Here is a 16,017-nt window from a genome sequence, read left to right on the forward strand (position 1 = left end):
GGTGCATGACGACATCCGTCGACATCCGCCGCGCATCTGAGCGCGGCAGGAGCACGACGGACTGGCTCGATTCCAAGCACTCGTTCTCGTTCGCGGGCTATTACGACCCGTCGAACACCCACCACGGGCTTCTGCTCGTCAACAACGACGACGTTGTCGCGCCGGGCGCCGGCTTCGACACGCATCCGCACCGTGACATGGAGATCGTCACCTGGGTGCTGCAGGGCTCGCTGGAGCACCGCGACTCGATGGGGAATGCCGGCGTGATCTATCCGGGCCTGGCGCAACGGATGTCGGCGGGGACGGGCGTCCTGCATTCCGAGAAGAACGGATCTGCCGACGAGCGCGTGCATTTCGTGCAGATGTGGGTGGTTCCCGACCAGACGGGCATCGACCCCGGGTACCAGCAGGCCGAGATCGACGACGCTTCGCTCGCCGGCGGCTTGATGACCATCGCGTCGGGCATGCGTGACGATGCAGCCATCGGCCTTCACAACAAGAACGCCGCGTTGCACGGTGCACGGCTCTTGCCGGGAGAATCCGTCACGCTGCCGGATGCACCGCTGCTACACCTGTTCGTGCCTCGCGGTTCGGTGACGCTCGAGGGCGCCGAGCATCTGCACGAGGGAGACGCCGTCCGATTCACCGGCGCGGGCGGTCACCATGTCACCGCGACCGATTCGACCGAAATACTCGTCTGGGAGATGCATGCGCATCTGGCTGGTGCGTAACGGGTTCGCCGTCGGACTCGTCGCCATCATGCTTCTTGCCGGGTGTTCGTCGGAGTCACCTCCGCAGCAGTCTTCCGCATCGTCGCAGACAACCCCCGCCGCACCGGCTCCGGCGTCTGCGGCTCTGGTGTCGGCACCCGTCGCGGCCGCCGGTGATCTTGCGCAGTCACCGTTCGATGAACCACGGCAGGCGCTGATACCCGCCGGCTGGTCGATGTCGGTGTGGGCGCGGATCCCCAAGGCCCGGCTGGAGGCGTGGACACCGGATGGTGCACTGCTCGTGTCGGTGCCCGGCAGCGGGGAGATCGTCAAGATGACACCGAAACCCGGTGCAGCGCCGCAACAGTCGACACTCCTCAATGGTTTGGACCAGCCGCACGGGATGGCGTTCGCGGATTCCACGCTCTATGTCGCCGAAAGCGACCAGATCGATGCCTACGACTACGCCGGCGGGGCGGCCACCAACCGTCGCACCATTGCCGCCGATCTTCCCGACGCGCGCAGCCCCGAACTGCAGGGTGCGTACGCGCACGCGCTGAAGAGCGTCGCCGTCGGGCCCGACGGTGCGGTGTATTTCTCGATCGGCTCGACGGGCAACATCTCGCAGGCCGACCGCGAGGCCAACCCGCCGCGCGCCACGATCATGCGCGTCCCGCCGGGCGGCGATGTTGCCCAGCCATTCACGACGGGCGTCCGCAACGGGACCGGGCTGGCCGTGGCGCCGGACGGTTCGGTGTGGACGGCGGTCAACACCCGCGACAACGCACCCGACCCAGATGGCAACGTCGACAGCCAATACGTCAACGACCATCCTCCGGAGGCCTTGGCGAAACTCACGCCTGGGCGCGAATTGGGTTGGCCCTACTGCAATCCCGACGGCGGGCCCGCGAACCTGCGCTTCATTCGCGACATGTCGTCAAACAAGGACGGCTCTCGGATGGACTGCGCATCGCTGCCGCCGGTGGAGCAGAGTTTCGGCTCCCATTCGGCGCCGTTGGGGCTGGCATTCACCACCGGGGTGCTGCCGGCGCCGTACGCGGCCGGAGCATTGGCCGGCGTACACGGCTCGTGGAACCGGCAGCCGCCGCGTGCACCCGAGGTGTCGTTCTTCCCCTGGCGCGACGGCACTCTCGGCGATCAACAGACGCTCGTCGGCGGTTTCCAGGCCGACGACGGGTCTCGGTGGGGCCGTCCGGTCGCGGCGGTAGTCGGACCGGACGGCGCGGTCTACGTCACCGACGATTCCGCCGGCGCCGTGTACCGACTGGCCCCACCTGGCCGTTGACGCTTAACGCACCGTCGGCGTCCTGGTGCCGCGGCGCCCGGTGACGCCCACGTAGATCGCGATCAGCACGATCGCGACGATGATCCCGACGAGGAACGGGATGACCTGCCAGCCGCCGTTGGCGTTGTGGTAACCGAGCTGGTAGGTCAGCCACGACCCGATGAACGAGCCGAGCGCACCGAGCACGATTGTCATAATCACGCCGATGCTTTGCTTGCCGGGCATGATGAGCCGCGCGAGCGCGCCGACAATCAAGCCGACGACCAACGCGCTGAGAATCGTTCCGATCATGTCTGCTCCTTTTGGTGAGATCCGACCCAGACGGGATTACCCAATCGGCGCGTGAATTCACTCCTCATCCGGTCGATATTCAATCGTGACGATGCTGTTACGTAAGTTGACTGTGAGGTTGGTGTGATTAGAGTTATCTCGATTCCTGGTCTTTTGCTAGAGGGGCAACCGTGCCGTCACCAACCGCAATCTGTCGGCGTTCCGCGGTGGACGCGTTGAGCAGAAAGCTTCTTGCGGTCACCGCAGCGTTGATGCTGTGTGCTGCGCTGGCGACGACGGCTACCCCCGTCGCCCGCGCGGACGGGCGGTCCATGCTCGCTGGCGCCATCGCGAACACCCGCGGTTCCTACCTCGTCTACAACTTCGGCGACGGCCACCCGGCGCCGATGCTCAACGCAGGCGGCGGCTGGTATGAGATGAACAACGGCGGGCACCTGATGACGATCAAGAACGCCTCCGGCCGGATCCAGCCGCGGTTGCTGGTCGACAGTCACCAGGGCAACCAGGCTCGCTGCGAGCGCGACGGCGGCGCACGCACCGGCGAAGGGTTGTGGCAGGCGTCTGAAATCTATGCGCCACTGGAGGCGTGGCAGGCCCTCGGGCAGCCGACGATCGCGATCAACGCGAACTTCTTCGACGTGCGGGGTCAACAGGGCGGCTCGTGGCGCGACACCAAATGCAGTTCGCCGCTCGGCGCGTACGTCGACAACACTCGGGGACAGGGCCGGGCCAACGCCACTGTCACCGGCACCCTCGCCTACGCGGGCAAGCAGGGTCTGTCAGGCGGCGGCGAGCACTGGTCGTCGCTGGCCACGATGATCCTGCCAATCGGCGCGGCGCCCTCCGTCGTTATGCCCAAGGGGCCCAACGACTATGACTCGGCCTCCCCGGAAATTGCGAAGCTGCTCGACCAGAACGCACGATTCGTCGCGGTCGCGGGAATCGGTCTGCTTGCTCCGGGGGACACCGGTCAGCTGAACGACGGCGGCCCTAGTGCAGCGCGAACGGCGATCGCTTACAACCGCACCAACGATCAGCTGTACGTGTTCCAGGGCGGCAGCTACACACCCGACCAGATTCAAGACCTGTTCCGCGGCTTGGGCTCCGACACCGCCGTGCTGCTGGACGGCGGCGGCTCGTCGGCCATTGTGTTGCGCCGTGACACCGGCGGAATGTGGAGCGGCGCCGGCGTTCCCAAGGGCAGCTGCGACACACAGCAGGTGCTCTGCGATTCGCGTGAGCGCGCGCTCCCCAGCTGGCTCGCCTTCGCCTAGCACGCCGATGCGACCGATGACGCGCCGCATGCTCTTGCGGCTGGGCGCAGGATTCGCGGGTGCAAGTGCGTTGGATCCGTTGTGGCAACTGGGCCTTGCGACCGCGTCCGGCGCTCCGCCGGTCGATCAGCCGTCGCCCTCGTCGGCGAAGACGACGGGGACGTACGTCACCGGTTCGTTTGTCTCCGCGGCACGCGGCGGCGTCGAGACCAAGTGGGCGATCGCCCTGCCGCCGGGCCGCTACAGTCGGCCGTTGCGTCCGGTCATCGCGTTGCACGGGCGCGACATGAACGCCGACGGTGTGATGGGTATGGGCGTCGAAGCGGGTCTGGCCGAGTTGGCGAATGCGGGCTACCCGCCTTTCGCGGTGGTGGCTGTGGACGGCGGAAACGGGTGGTGGCACAGACGAGTCAACGGTGAGGACTCGGGAACGATGGTGCTCACCGAACTGCTGCCGATGCTTGCAGCCAAGGGCCTGGACACTTCCCGGGTGAGTTTCATCGGGTGGTCGATGGGCGGCTATGGCGCCTTGTTGCTCGGCGGCGCGCTCGGCCCGGCGCGAACGGCCGCGATCTGCGCCGTCGCACCGGCGCTCTTCACCGACTACGGCTTGGCGCTTCAAGAAGGCGCCTTCGACGGTCCGGCTGATTGGTTCGCGTACTCGGTGTACGGCACCCCCGCACTATCAGAGATTCCGCTGCGCATCGACTGCGGTGCCGAAGACCGGTTTTACAACGCCACCAAGCAGTTCGTCGCGTCGCTGCGCAGACCACCGTCGGGAGTTTCGTTCATCGGTGGCCACGATGTGGCGGCGTGGCGCGAAAAGCTACCGCGAGAGCTGGCCTGGCTGGCTACCTAGCGCGTTGATCCCTGAATACCCCTGGGTCCCGTGAGACGATCGTTGCTCGAGTGAACAGAGTTGCGACTGCGCCCCGCCCCGCCTACCGACGTGGTTCTCCTGCGAGCGGGCGGACGGCTCTGCCGCGGAAGCAGTTCCGTCCCGACATCGAAGGGCTGCGGGCGGTTGCCGTCATTGCCGTCGTACTGTTCCATGCCGGTGTACCCGGCGTCGGCGGCGGGTTCATCGGAGTCGACGTGTTCTTCGTCGTCTCCGGCTTCCTGATCACCGGCCTGCTGTGGCGTGAGGCATCCAATACCGGATCGGTGCGGCTGGCCCGGTTCTACGGCGCACGGGCGCGACGCCTGCTTCCGGCCGCGGTCACGGTGCTTGTCGCGACGTGTGCGGCCTCGGCGGTCCTGTTGCCGCCGCTGCAGGCGCGCAGCGTCATCGGTGATGGCATCGCGAGCGCACTGTATGTCGGCAACTACCGGTTCGCGATTCAGGGGACGGATTATCTGGCAGCGGATGCGCCGCCTTCACCGATGCAGCACTACTGGTCGCTGGGCGTGGAGGAGCAGTTCTATCTGCTGTGGCCGGCGTTGATCATCGGTACGGCATGGCTTCTGGCGCGGGTGGCTCGACGGGTCGGCGGAACGGCAACGCGTTCTGTGGCGCCGTATGTCGTGCTACTCGGCTTGCTGGCGGCGATGTCGTTCGTGGTGTCGCTGGTGTGGACCGACACCTGGCCGTCGTGGGCGTTCTTCTCGCTGCCCACGCGGGCGTGGGAGTTGGCGGTCGGCGGACTGGTGGCGTTGACGGCGGGTGCGTGGCGGCATCTTCCGGGCCCGTCGGCTGCGTTGGTGGGCTGGGGCGGGTTGGCGCTGATCGTCGTCACGTGCACGCAGATCGGTGCGGACACCCCGTACCCGGGTGCGACGGCGCTGCTGCCGGTGCTGGGGACGGCCTTGGTGATCGGCGCGGGCGCTGCGACACCGGAATTGGGTGTCGGACTCTTTCTGTCGAAGCCGTGGATGCGCTCGGTCGGTAGGCTGTCGTATTCCTGGTACCTGTGGCATTGGCCGGTGTTGCTGCTCGCGCCGGCGTTGTTCGGTGCAGGCCTGGGGCTGGCGGGCCGGCTGGCGATGGTGGTGGTGTCGTTCGGCCTCGCGATCCTGACGTTGCATCTGATCGAGAACCCCCTGCGTTTTTCACCGTCGCTCAAGTCGTCGGCGGAGCGCAGCCTGGCGGTGGGCGGTGTGTTGACGGCTGCCGCGGTCGGTGTCTGCTTGGTGTTGTTGTTGGTGAGGCCGGTCCCGGTGGGCCACGGAACGGCGGCGGCCCCGGTTGCGGTTGTCGCGCCTGTCGGGCCTGCCCCGTCGTCGGCTCAGCCGCCGTCGATGTCGGTGCGGGACCAGGTGGTGAGTGCGGTTGCGAAGTCCGCTGAGCCGGGGCCGGTCCCGGCGAATCTGACGCCGGCGCTCAACGCGATCGCGAAGCCAGAAGTGTTCGTGAACGGATGCGTGCTGTCGTGGCGGGATGTGCAGCAGCCCGAATGTGCGTCGGGTGATGTGGGGGCGCCGACGACGGCGGCGCTGGTGGGCGACTCGCATGCGGCGATGTGGCAGCCCGCGTTGGAACCGGCTGCACGCGAGCGACATTGGCGGCTGGAGACGATGGGCAAGGTGTTGTGCCCACTGATGGATCTCCCTATCAACAGCCCGTATCTCGGCCGCAAGTTCACCGAGTGTGAGCAGTGGCGGAGTGACGTGATGGCGCGGTTGGCAAAGGAGCGGCCGCAGTTGGTCGTGGTCGACATGTCACGGCGCTACGGCGCGGACTTCGGGTTCACGAGTTACGACCAGGCGTGGCTGGACGGTGTGACGCGACTGGTGCAGCGGTTACGGGAGACTGGCGCAAGGGTTTTGGTGCTGGGACCGGTCGCCGATCCACACTCGACGGTGCCGACGTGTGTCTCGGCGCATATGGACAATGCGGTCGCGTGCGCGCCGGGTCGCGCTGAGGGGTTGAACGACGGCGGCATCGCGGCGGAGAAGACCGCGGTCATGGCAGGCGGTGGCCAGTATGCGGACCTGTCGGAGCTGTTCTGCACGGCCGACCGATGCCCGGTCGTCGTCGGGAATACGTTGGTGTACCGCGACGACAACCATGTGACGATCGAGTACGCCCAAGTGCTCGCGCCACTGCTTACCGAGATGGTCGAGCGGGCCCTAGCCCCCAACTAGGCCCGCTCGTCGTCTTCTCCGTTAAGGCGCTGTCGAGGTCTGGTCGTGGCCTGTGGCGCCGACGTTCTTACCGGTCACTCCGGTCGCCGTCGCGGTGTTGTTGTGGCCCAATGCCTTCACGGTGTTGGCGACACCGGCAACCGTGGCGGCAAGGTTGCCCTTCCCGACCGCGATGTTCTTGTTCAAATTTCCGAGGACGGTGCCGGCCACGTTGTCCTGGCCGACGGCCACGTTCTTGTTGTCGTTCCCCGTGGACGGCAACCCTGGCTTGCCGTTCAGCGTGACACCCGGAGTGCCGATTGTTGCCGCAAGGTTGTTGAGGCCTGCGGCGAGGTTTTTGTTGTTATTCCCTAGGGCGGTGAGCGCTGTGTTCCCCACGCCGATCCCGGTGTTCTTGTTGCCATTACCGGTGCCCGTGACGGTACCGTCCACCACTCCGAGCACGTCTGCGGTGATATTCGGCAGGCCGACGGTCACCGCCTGGTTAGCGGCTCCAATGGCGGTGTTCTGGTTGTCGTTGCCCAACACAGTTGCCGCAGTGTTCCCCAGACCCCATCCGAAATTGTTGTTGCCGTTGCCGGTTGGACTCGCCTTCACTGTCGCCACCGGCACGCCGAGTGAATTCAGGAGCAAGTCGATCCCCGGAGTGCCGACGGTGACGGCCTGGTTGACGATGCCTGCCGCGATGTTGTTGTTGTCGTTGCCCAATATCGTGGCCGCCGTGTTTCCCAGGCCGAGACCGATGTTGTTGTTGTTGTTGCCGGTCGGCTCCACGGTCAACGCTCCCGCTAACAGGGGTAACGCGCCCTCGATGGCGTCGATGTTAAGTAGAGCCTCGACACCTGGCGTGCCGACAGTTGCGGCCTGGTTCAGAACGCCACCCGCGAGGTTGTTGTTGTTGTTTCCGAACAATGTCAACGCGGTGTTCGCCGCACCCACAGCGAAGTTGTTGTTGTCGTTGCCTGTCGCGTCCGCATCTACTGTTGCAGTCACGTCCGCGAGATCACCGAGCCCAAGCACATCGCCGAGGCCCCCGAGGTCAAGCGCGTCCAGCGCCGCTGTCACATTCACGCCCGGACTGCCAACGGTGGCGGCCTGATTGAGGAAACCCGCCGCGAAGTTGTTGTTGTCGTTTCCTAGCGCCGTCAGCGCGACGTTGCCAAAGCCCAGCGCGGTATTTGTGTTGTTGTCACCGGTCGGTTCGATGGTTCCCGTTATGGTGCCGAGCGTTCCTATCGGGAGCAGATCGGCCTCGACACGGGGTGTACCGATGCTGAGAGCCTGATTGTACAAACCACCTGCTGTGTTCTTGTTGCCGTTCCCCAAAATGGAGGTCGCAGCGTTACCGATTCCGAACGCGGTGTTCGTGTTGTTGTTTCCGGTCGCCGAGGTGCTCAGGACACCAAGGTCCAATGCGTCGAGGCCCGTCGACGATGCGGTGTTGAAAAGGCCAATCGCCGTGTTCTTGTTGTTGTCGCCAGCGTTGATCAACGTGGCGGCGTTGCCGATGCCGATCGCTGTGGAGACGTTGCCGGTGCCGTAGGTCGAGGTGGCCGTGTTGTTCAGGCCGATCGCCAATGCACCGTTGCCCGCACTGGCCTTCGCCGTGCTCCCGGGGAACAGCGAGATGGCCCAAGACCCCTGCCCGGTGGCTTCGCAGCTCCCGTCACCGATCGATCCGAGGCCGCCGACCGACATACATGCCGCGTTGGCCGTGCCTGAGGAGAATCCCCAGAAAGCCGAGGCGCACGCTCCGGTTGCAAGGGCTCCGACCACAACCTTGCCCGCCTGCGAATTGCCCGACGTGTGCTGTGCCCGGTGCTTACCTGCAGAGCTAACGCGCTCGCCGTGCTTCCGCCGCTTGGATCCACGGTGCTTCGATGCCACGTGACCGGTCCCTTCAGTCGTCGCCTTAGGTTTCTCTCAGGCACACTAGCACCGTTGTGATGATTGTCACTAATTAGCTCGAGTTTTCGTGCTCAGTCCAGATCACGCACTAAGCAAACGAGTTACTTGCCTCGGCGTCAATATAAATCCGCAGCTAGTCCCCCATTCTGCTTACTTCGCGGTCGGGCGTCAGCAACTGCCACCTTTTTAAAGAGGCTAAGTTGCTGTGCCGCGGAGTAGCCAACCTCTTTGCTCGCAAACTCAAGATCAGCCCACACTTCGGAATCCGCACGTCTTTACCCTTTCCGAAGCACGTGTCCCATCTGCGGGACATGATCAATCTGGGCAGCGGCTGGGAATCCCGCCGCTACAGCAAACACGAAATCGTTGTTAGCTGGCTGTCGCAGACGTGCTCGCTGCGGCCGCCACGGTCCGGCACCGATAGCGGACCTTCGGCAGGTTCTCCACCCGTCTCTATTCGCTTTCTATCGCCAGCGCGCTCACCGCCGCCGCCTCCGTCTGGCCGACATAGCTCCTCCCGAACAGCTGCACATGCGCCAGTAGCGGGTACAGCTGGTGCAGCCCGACCCGCTCGCGCCACCCCTCCCGCAGCGGCCTCACCGACTGATATCCGGCCAACACCTCGTCCAGATACGGGCAGCCGAACAACGCCAGCATCGCCAGGTCCGTCTCCCGGTGGCCGCCCTGCGCGGCCGGATCGATCAGCACCACACCGTCGCGCGTCCACATCACGTTCCCGCTCCACAGGTCGCCGTGGATCCGCGCCGGTGAATCACCGTCGTCGAAGTCACCCGCCAGACATCGGTCGATCACCGCCTGGACCGACCGCATCGCGTCGGCGCTCAGCCGCCACTCCGCAAGGTTGGCCATCGGCCGCAACCGCTCCTCGGCGTAGAAGGCGCCCCAGTCTTGATGTCCTGACAACGACATCGGTAGCGGGTCCGTCAGCGGGCCGAAGTAACCGTCCCCGTACCAGCCGTCAGGGGCGCAACCGAACAGTGGCGCCCCTGCGTCGTGCGTCACCGCCAGGCGACTCCCGAAATCGCGAGCCGCCTCCCGCGTCGGCGCCACCGACACCAACCGCTCCAACGTCAACGAGCGCTCGTCGTACGCAACAACCTGCGCACACGGCACGCCACCCCCCACAGAAAGCCAGCGCAAACCCGCCGCTTCCAGCTCGGAGAAGCCCGCCGGTGCGCCGGCGTTGGTCTTGACGAAGTCAGCCACGTGGACGGCGCGGCAGCCCGACCAGCATCGCCATCACCCAATCACGCAGCGCCACCGGCAGATTCGGCACCACAGCGGTCTGCACCTTCGGCAACAGGGCGACCACGTACCGGGCCTTCGGCCTGCGAGCAGTGAGCGCCTCCTCCACTACGGCGACGACCTTCCTTGTCGGCGAGGCCATCTTGCGAGCCGTCGGCACGAACTTCTTCATGCCTGCGATGTGCTTTGCGTACAGCTCGCGGTGTTCGGGTGACATATCCGACTCGATCTGCAGCACCATGTCGCCTGCAGTGCGCCACATGTCGGTGTCGGTCTGCGCAGGCTCGATCAGCACGACCGGAATTCCCCACGCCTTCAGTTCGACGCGCAGCGCGTCGCACGCCGCCTCGACTGCGAACTTCGACGCCGAATACGGCCCCAGCATCGGCGTGGCGATCCGGCCGTTCACACTCGAGATGAACAGCACCCGCCCCCGCGACTCCCGCAGCCGTGGCAATACCGCCTGAGTGACCGCAAACTGCCCGATGACGTTGACGTCGAACACCTTTCGCCAATCGTCGGAACTCACCGTCTCCACGGGCCCGCCGGCGGAGATCCCCGCGTTGTTCACCACCGCATCGAGAGGCTTCGGCAGCGAGTCCGGCAATCGCGCGATGTCGTCGGCGTTGGTGACGTCGAGGATGACGGCGGACACCCGCTGCGGGTCGACCTTGGTGATCGCGTTCGCGTCCTCCTCGCTGCGGACGCCGGCGATCACGTCCCAGCCGCAGGACGCCAGATGTTCGACGATCGCCCTGCCGATGCCCCTGGCCGCACCGGTGACGAGAACTGATGGCATGGCGGTGACCTTAGTCGTCGGCCGGAACCGGCGGCCCGAACCAGAAGAGAACGGCCGCCGCCGCCACCAGCGCCGCCACCAAGCCGATCACCGGCGCCACCATGAACCGCGACAGTGTCGCCCCGACCACCGCTCCCCCGCACATCATGATCACGACCGAGAGGCGCAGCTTCTCGCGCTTGCCCGTTCCCCCGGCCAGCCTGCTGTCCACGCCGATGCCGACGATGGTGGACGTCAGAACGGTCGTGCTGAGCTCCTGAATGCCGAACTGCCGGGCGGTGGCGTTCTGGCTGCCGAACGCCACCGCCAAGCCCGCGATCAGAATCAGCTTCGTGTCGTTGTGGTAGTCAAGCACCCCGGCGCCCGCCAGAATCGACAACACCACCAGCAGAAGGCATTCCACCGCGAGCGCCGCCGTCACCCAGCGCCGCCTGTCATGTTCGAGATGGCGTGCGAAGCGGCCGCCGATGACCGTACCGGCCAGGAAGCTCACGAAGGCGACGGCGGCCGCCGTCACGTCGATGACGGTGTGCGGCACGAACCAGAACCCGAGGAAGATCACGTTTCCGGTCATGTTCGCGACGAACACGTGGCCGAGGATAAGCACGCTGATCGCGTCGATCATGCCCGTGCCGAAAGTCAACAGCAGCAGTCCGGTCACTGTCAGCCGATGAGAGACCGGGGAGGTGACGGGCACGGCGTCCGCCTACAGCTGCGGGGTGAGGTCCAGAGTGGTGATCGTCGTCATCCGGGTGATGCGCCAGTCCGACCGGTCCCGCTTCATCTCCAATCGGTACGACAAGTAGCGCAGCGACGGAATGTTCTTCGACACCGGGCTCGTCGCAACGGAATTCGTGTATACGATGGCGGCTGCCTCCGACTGATTCACCGATTCCACCGCCGCACCGAGCACCGAGGTGGTGTTCGTCACCTGAGCCTGTTTGTTGGTGGCAACGATCGAATCGATGAACTTGCGGTATTGGAAAGCGAAGTCGCCGGTGAGATAGCGCGCCGACCGGTCGGCAAGCGAGTCCATGTTCTCCGGTGTGTACGACCACAGCGTCGTGATCGCATTCGCCGCCGTACGCGCGATGTCCAGCTTCGTCTCGACGAGCGCGCGGTTGGCGATGACCGGTTGCGCCGTCGCGCCTGCGAACGCGCCGCCCGCCACGAACAGCACAGCCGCCGCGGCGGCGGCGATCTTCGGCCGCTTGCCTGCCGGCTGGTGGGGGACGAGAACGGGCTCCCTCTCCGGCTCGTCGCCGTCTGCGGGCCGCTCGGCCTCTGAGGGCTCTGCGGCCTCCGTGGCATCCGTGGCTTCGGCGGCTTCTTCCGTCGATTCGGTTGCCCCGCCAACCACGTCGGGCTCGGTTTTGCGCCGTCGCAGCAGATTTCGCCGACCTTTTCTGGCGGTCTTGGCGGCCGGTTCCTCAACCGGGTCCTCGACCGCCGTCTCCGCCGTCGATGTGGGCTCTTCGACCGCGGCCGGCTCTTCGGCGGTGGTTTCGGTGACTTCGGGCGCGGCCTGCGACTCGTCGGGCTCGGTGTTGCCCGTGCGCAGCTTCTTGCCGCTCGGCATCCGGTGCCGACCGCGGGGCGTCGGCGTCGAAGGTGCCGCAGCCGCATCCGTGGTCAGATCACCTGAACCAGTTGGCTGATCTTCCACAGCTGCCCTTCCTTCTTCGCCGTTACGACCCAACGGTTTCCGCTTTCAAGCGTCTTGCCGTCTGGCATCTTGCTCGAGACGTTGGTGGCGACCAGAACATCGGCGCTGCCGTCGTCGTTCCAGCGCTGAACGCCTGCGGCGACGACGTTGCCCTGCGTGGGTTCGGCGCGGGCCACCTGGATGAGGATCTCGTTGATCTTCTCTTTGAACATCTTCGCGAAGTCGCCGGTGGCCTGCGATTCGATTCGGTCGCCGTAGTAGTTGGCCTGAAACGGGTCCAGCGTCGTGTACGTGGTCATGAACGACTTCACGTAACCGGTGACGTCGGCGTCCTTGGCCGCCGTCCTGCGGTCGGTCTGATGCGAAACCAGCATCAAGGTGCTCACCGCGATCGCCGCCGCGACGAGCACGCTTGCGACCGTCGCCACCAGCGGAAGCCCCCATCGCCTTGGGGGTTTCGGCGGCGGAGCGGTGTAGAGCTCCGGCTCCTCGGCGTCGATCTTGCGGCGCGGGCTCATTGCGGAGCCTGACCCATGAACGGCTTCTTGAGCACGGTGAGACTGGCCACCCGCCACTTGCCGTCACGGGACTTGTCGAAGTCGACCAGCACCGTCGCGGTGATGAAACGCAACGTGTTCGGGTCGGTGCCCCGCTGGCCCTGCATGGCCAGCAGCATCGTCGCTCTATCCGCCGCCACATTGGTGACCGCGCTGCTCACCGACCAGTACTCGTTCGCCGTCGGGCCGGCCTTCTGTGCCGCCTCCTGCTGGGCGACCAGTTGCGACCGGTAACCCTCCGTCGCCAGCGACTGCGCCCGCGCGAAATCGTCCTTCAGGGTGTCGGGGCTGTAGGTCAACATCTGTTCGACGATCCGTGGGCCTTCGTCGGTGATCTGCTGACGGGCCTGATCGACCGCCCGTTCGTCGCGGTAGACGAAGACGTAGTTCGATGCCACCAGGGCCGCGCACACCACCACGACGGCCGCCAGCACCTTCGCGGTGAACCGGCGCATATCGCGCTCCGGCGGCTGCACCCACCGGACCTCGGTGCGCAACAACAGGTCCGCAAAGGTGCGGTTGCGCGGATCCCACAGCGGCCACAGCCATCCGATGAATAGCGCCGCGGTGTCCAACAGGTGGGCGAAGTCGCGGGCCAGCAGCCGCCCGAAACCGACGTCGGCGCCGTTGCCCCGGCGCACGACCCTGATTCCGAACAGCGCCCGGCCGAGGCTCCATCCGGTGACGGCGGGCAGCAGCCAGCGGTTGGCGAGGATCAGCAGGACCGTTACGGCCGCGACGACCATATAGACCCACCAGAGCCAGCCCTCGCGCGGCGCGGTCCACACGAGGGGCACCAGCACCGCAAGCACACCGATCCCTAGCAGCACGTCCAGACAGAGGGCGCCCGCACGGGCCGGCCACGACGCCAGCGCCTGCGTCGGCGACGAACTGCCGACCGCCGCGTCCGCCCTGACGTCGAGAACAGCCGTCACGACGTGACCTGTTCCATCTTGTCGATCCGGTACTGACCCTGGTCGGGCGTCATCGTCAAGCGCAGCCGGTAGCCGGATTCCTGATCGGCGGCGGCGCTGTTGGTCACCTTGATCCGCACAGCAACCAGGACGTCCACCGACCCGCTGGGGTCGTGGCGTTCGACAGCTGCCCGCATGTCGGACACCGCAACCTTGACGTTCGCAGCCTGATAGGCCTCTACCAGGATGCCTCCGAACGTCGAGGCCTGCGCCCCGAACGCGCCGGTGGAGCACTCCACGATCTTCAGCTGCGCCGCGTTCATCGCAGCGGTGTCAGGGGCCTGCAGCGCGGTCACGCAGTCCTTGGCGGCCTGCAGTGCCGCCGCATCATTGCGGTTGACCTCTTGGATATCGCGGTCGTCGCGGATCAAGAGAACACCGCCCACCACCGCGGCAATTGTCAGCGCCAACAAGCTGGCGCAGATTCCGGCCATCCATCCACGGCCCAGCCGTGGCGGCCGACGATCGACACCCTCACCTTCGCCGAGTTCCTCGAGGCCCGCTGACGGCTCAACGTCTTGGGCTGTCTGTTCTGCTACCTCGGCGGCCGGACCGTCTTCGTGCTCCTGGCCTGTCTGCTCTTGTTCGGATACCGCTACCGAATCGTCGGGCGCATCCTCAGCATCGGTGGGGTTCAGCTGGCGGGTGCCAGCATCTCCTTCCATCCGTCGTCTCCTGGGTTCTTCGAATTGCTGACGGAGTACTTCACGCCGTCAGGCCCAACGACCTCGCCGCTAGACGGGCTGTAGACCGCACTGCCTGGTCCCGGAGTGTACGTGCAGGGATTGGGTTGTTGTCCACTGCACTGCACGCTGCCCTGGTTGGGCGGGGTCAGCGCATCGCTGACCGGTTGTGGTGACCCGCCAGCAGGCAACTGGTCGGCGGGCAACGGGTTCATCCCGTTGTTCACCGTCGGTGCGGGTATGACATAGCCGGGTTTGACCGGCTGATCACACCGAGCCGCGGGTGCCGGGCAGTTCACGATCTGGTTCGGGTCGCCGTACCACGGGTTGGTGCCGAGTGGAGTGTACGGCTCATTGCTCCGGCATTCTCTCGGGGTCGCCGCACGCTTACCCGGCACATCGGCGCACGGGTAATTACGCGCACCGCGAACCACGTTGGTGGCGTCCTTCGGGATCTTGCAGTACGTGCCCGACGGCAGCGGCGCCATGCTGGTGTCGGCAGGCGACCGCCACTCCGACGCCGGCAGGAAGCCGGTAAGGCACGGCGGTGGCTGATTTATCGACAAGCCGACATGCAGCAGGCCTTGACCTTCATCGATCGTCGCGGTCTGCGCGACCGTCGCGCCCTGCGGCAAAATCACCAACGCCTGCTCGACGCCCTTGTGATAGCGCTTGAGCATGTCGATGACGACTTCGAGGTTCGCCAGTGTCTGCGGCAGCGACTCTCGGACGTCGCTGAACGTCGCGGCAACCTGATCCAGCGTCGGCGCCGCCTGCTGAAGCCCGCTGCGCAGCGCCTGATCCTCCGAGGCCGACTGCGCCGCAAGGGTATTCAGATTGCGCGACCACTGCGCGATCGCGTCACCGGAATCGGCCTGGCTTTGCAGGATCGGAGTCGAGTGCTCGACGAGATCATCGAGCTGAGGCAGGTTTTCATCGAGGCCCTGGGCGAGGTTCGTGGTGCCGTCGACCAAACGCTGCAGCCCCGGGCCCAAGCCACCTACGGCCTTCGACGTCTCGGTCAGCAACGAGTCGATCTTCTCCTTGGGCAGCACCGCAAGGCCCCGGTTCGCCGCGTCCAGCGCAGGCCCGACCTCGCTGGGCACGGTACCGGTGGCAAGCGTCTGCCCGTTGCTGAAGTACTGGCCGGGGTTGCCCGTCGACACCAGGTCGAGATACTGCTCGCCGATCGCCGACACGGAATGCACGTTGGCCGTCGCATCCGCCGGGATCTTGTAGCGGTTGTCGATGCTCATCGTCGCCTTGGCGCCCTTCTCGGTCGGCTCGACGGCGGTGACCTTGCCGATCTGAGTTCCGCGATAGGTGACGTTGGCCGTCGCGTACAGACCACCCGACCGGGGCAGGTCGGCGTAGAGCTTGTACTGGCCGACCCCGACCAGGCTGGGCAACCGCAGGTAGTACCAGCCCAGCACGACCAGCGCGATGATTGTCAGGATGGTGAACAGCACCAGCTGAAACTTGATGAACCGTGTCAGCAC

The 16,017-nt window shown here is 65.8% G+C and carries 15 protein-coding genes; 5 read left to right on the forward strand and 10 right to left on the reverse strand.

The window, feature by feature from the left end:
- Window positions 1-5 precede the first annotated feature (5 nt).
- Window positions 6-731 carry a pirin family protein gene (locus QOC76_RS07370; RefSeq protein ID WP_526355727.1) on the forward strand — a complete coding sequence of 242 codons (726 nt, stop codon included), beginning with the start codon at window positions 6-8 and terminating at the stop codon, window positions 729-731.
- Window positions 709-2,016, forward strand: coding sequence for a PQQ-dependent sugar dehydrogenase (locus tag QOC76_RS07375; RefSeq protein WP_526355729.1), 1,308 nt, complete (start codon window positions 709-711; stop codon window positions 2,014-2,016). The genes QOC76_RS07370 and QOC76_RS07375 overlap by 23 nt, the downstream gene beginning before the upstream one ends.
- 3 nt (window positions 2,017-2,019) lie before the next feature.
- Here the strand turns inward: QOC76_RS07375 and QOC76_RS07380 are convergent, their stop codons facing one another.
- Complete coding sequence (locus tag QOC76_RS07380; RefSeq protein ID WP_526355731.1) at window positions 2,020-2,307, reverse strand: GlsB/YeaQ/YmgE family stress response membrane protein; 288 nt, start codon at window positions 2,305-2,307, stop codon at window positions 2,020-2,022.
- 170 nt (window positions 2,308-2,477) lie between these two features.
- On the opposite strand from QOC76_RS07380, the gene QOC76_RS07385 reads away from it, so the two are divergent.
- Genes QOC76_RS07385 through QOC76_RS07395 form a run of 3 tightly spaced genes read left to right on the forward strand, consistent with a single transcriptional unit; the run spans window position 2,478 to window position 6,665 of the window.
- On the forward strand, window positions 2,478-3,581 hold the full coding sequence (locus QOC76_RS07385) for a phosphodiester glycosidase family protein (RefSeq protein WP_526355733.1): 1,104 nt from the start codon (window positions 2,478-2,480) through the stop codon (window positions 3,579-3,581).
- Between the two features lie 7 nt (window positions 3,582-3,588).
- Entirely contained in the window at window positions 3,589-4,440 is an 852-nt protein-coding gene (locus tag QOC76_RS07390; protein ID WP_526355735.1) for an alpha/beta hydrolase, read from the forward strand.
- Between the two features lie 50 nt (window positions 4,441-4,490).
- Window positions 4,491-6,665 carry an SGNH hydrolase domain-containing protein gene (locus tag QOC76_RS07395; protein WP_526355737.1) on the forward strand — a complete coding sequence of 725 codons (2,175 nt, stop codon included), beginning with the start codon at window positions 4,491-4,493 and terminating at the stop codon, window positions 6,663-6,665.
- A gap of 21 nt (window positions 6,666-6,686) precedes the next feature.
- Here the strand turns inward: QOC76_RS07395 and QOC76_RS07400 are convergent, their stop codons facing one another.
- The 9 genes from QOC76_RS07400 to QOC76_RS07440 all read right to left on the reverse strand — a co-directional run bounded on the left by QOC76_RS07400 (window position 6,687) and on the right by QOC76_RS07440 (window position 16,017).
- The gene (locus QOC76_RS07400; RefSeq protein WP_526355739.1) at window positions 6,687-8,243 is read right to left on the reverse strand and encodes a beta strand repeat-containing protein; all 1,557 of its coding nucleotides are present in this window, start codon (window positions 8,241-8,243) and stop codon (window positions 6,687-6,689) included.
- A 783-nt stretch (window positions 8,244-9,026) separates the two neighbouring features.
- Window positions 9,027-9,800 carry a fructosamine kinase family protein gene (locus QOC76_RS07405; protein WP_526355741.1) on the reverse strand — a complete coding sequence of 258 codons (774 nt, stop codon included), beginning with the start codon at window positions 9,798-9,800 and terminating at the stop codon, window positions 9,027-9,029.
- Window positions 9,793-10,638 carry an SDR family NAD(P)-dependent oxidoreductase gene (locus QOC76_RS07410; RefSeq protein ID WP_526355743.1) on the reverse strand — a complete coding sequence of 282 codons (846 nt, stop codon included), beginning with the start codon at window positions 10,636-10,638 and terminating at the stop codon, window positions 9,793-9,795. Before QOC76_RS07410 ends, QOC76_RS07405 begins: the two co-directional genes overlap by 8 nt.
- A 10-nt stretch (window positions 10,639-10,648) precedes the next feature.
- A complete protein-coding gene (locus QOC76_RS07415) occupies window positions 10,649-11,335 on the reverse strand; it encodes a YoaK family protein (protein WP_526355745.1) in 687 nt (228 codons plus the stop codon).
- A gap of 9 nt (window positions 11,336-11,344) precedes the next feature.
- Window positions 11,345-12,304, reverse strand: coding sequence for a mammalian cell entry protein (locus QOC76_RS07420; RefSeq protein ID WP_526355747.1), 960 nt, complete (start codon window positions 12,302-12,304; stop codon window positions 11,345-11,347).
- The gene (locus tag QOC76_RS07425) at window positions 12,271-12,822 is read right to left on the reverse strand and encodes an Rv1363c family protein (protein WP_526355749.1); all 552 of its coding nucleotides are present in this window, start codon (window positions 12,820-12,822) and stop codon (window positions 12,271-12,273) included. Before QOC76_RS07425 ends, QOC76_RS07420 begins: the two co-directional genes overlap by 34 nt.
- Window positions 12,819-13,796, reverse strand: a complete 978-nt coding sequence (locus QOC76_RS07430; RefSeq protein WP_526355751.1) for an RDD family protein — start codon at window positions 13,794-13,796, stop codon at window positions 12,819-12,821. The genes QOC76_RS07425 and QOC76_RS07430 overlap by 4 nt, the downstream gene beginning before the upstream one ends.
- The gene (locus tag QOC76_RS07435) at window positions 13,793-14,500 is read right to left on the reverse strand and encodes an Rv1363c family protein (RefSeq protein ID WP_526355753.1); all 708 of its coding nucleotides are present in this window, start codon (window positions 14,498-14,500) and stop codon (window positions 13,793-13,795) included. The genes QOC76_RS07430 and QOC76_RS07435 overlap by 4 nt, the downstream gene beginning before the upstream one ends.
- On the reverse strand, window positions 14,470-16,017 hold the full coding sequence (locus tag QOC76_RS07440) for a virulence factor Mce family protein (protein WP_526355755.1): 1,548 nt from the start codon (window positions 16,015-16,017) through the stop codon (window positions 14,470-14,472). Before QOC76_RS07440 ends, QOC76_RS07435 begins: the two co-directional genes overlap by 31 nt.

It is taken from the genome of Mycobacterium sp. (assembly GCF_032159565.1).
GTDB lineage: Bacteria > Actinomycetota > Actinomycetes > Mycobacteriales > Mycobacteriaceae > Mycobacterium.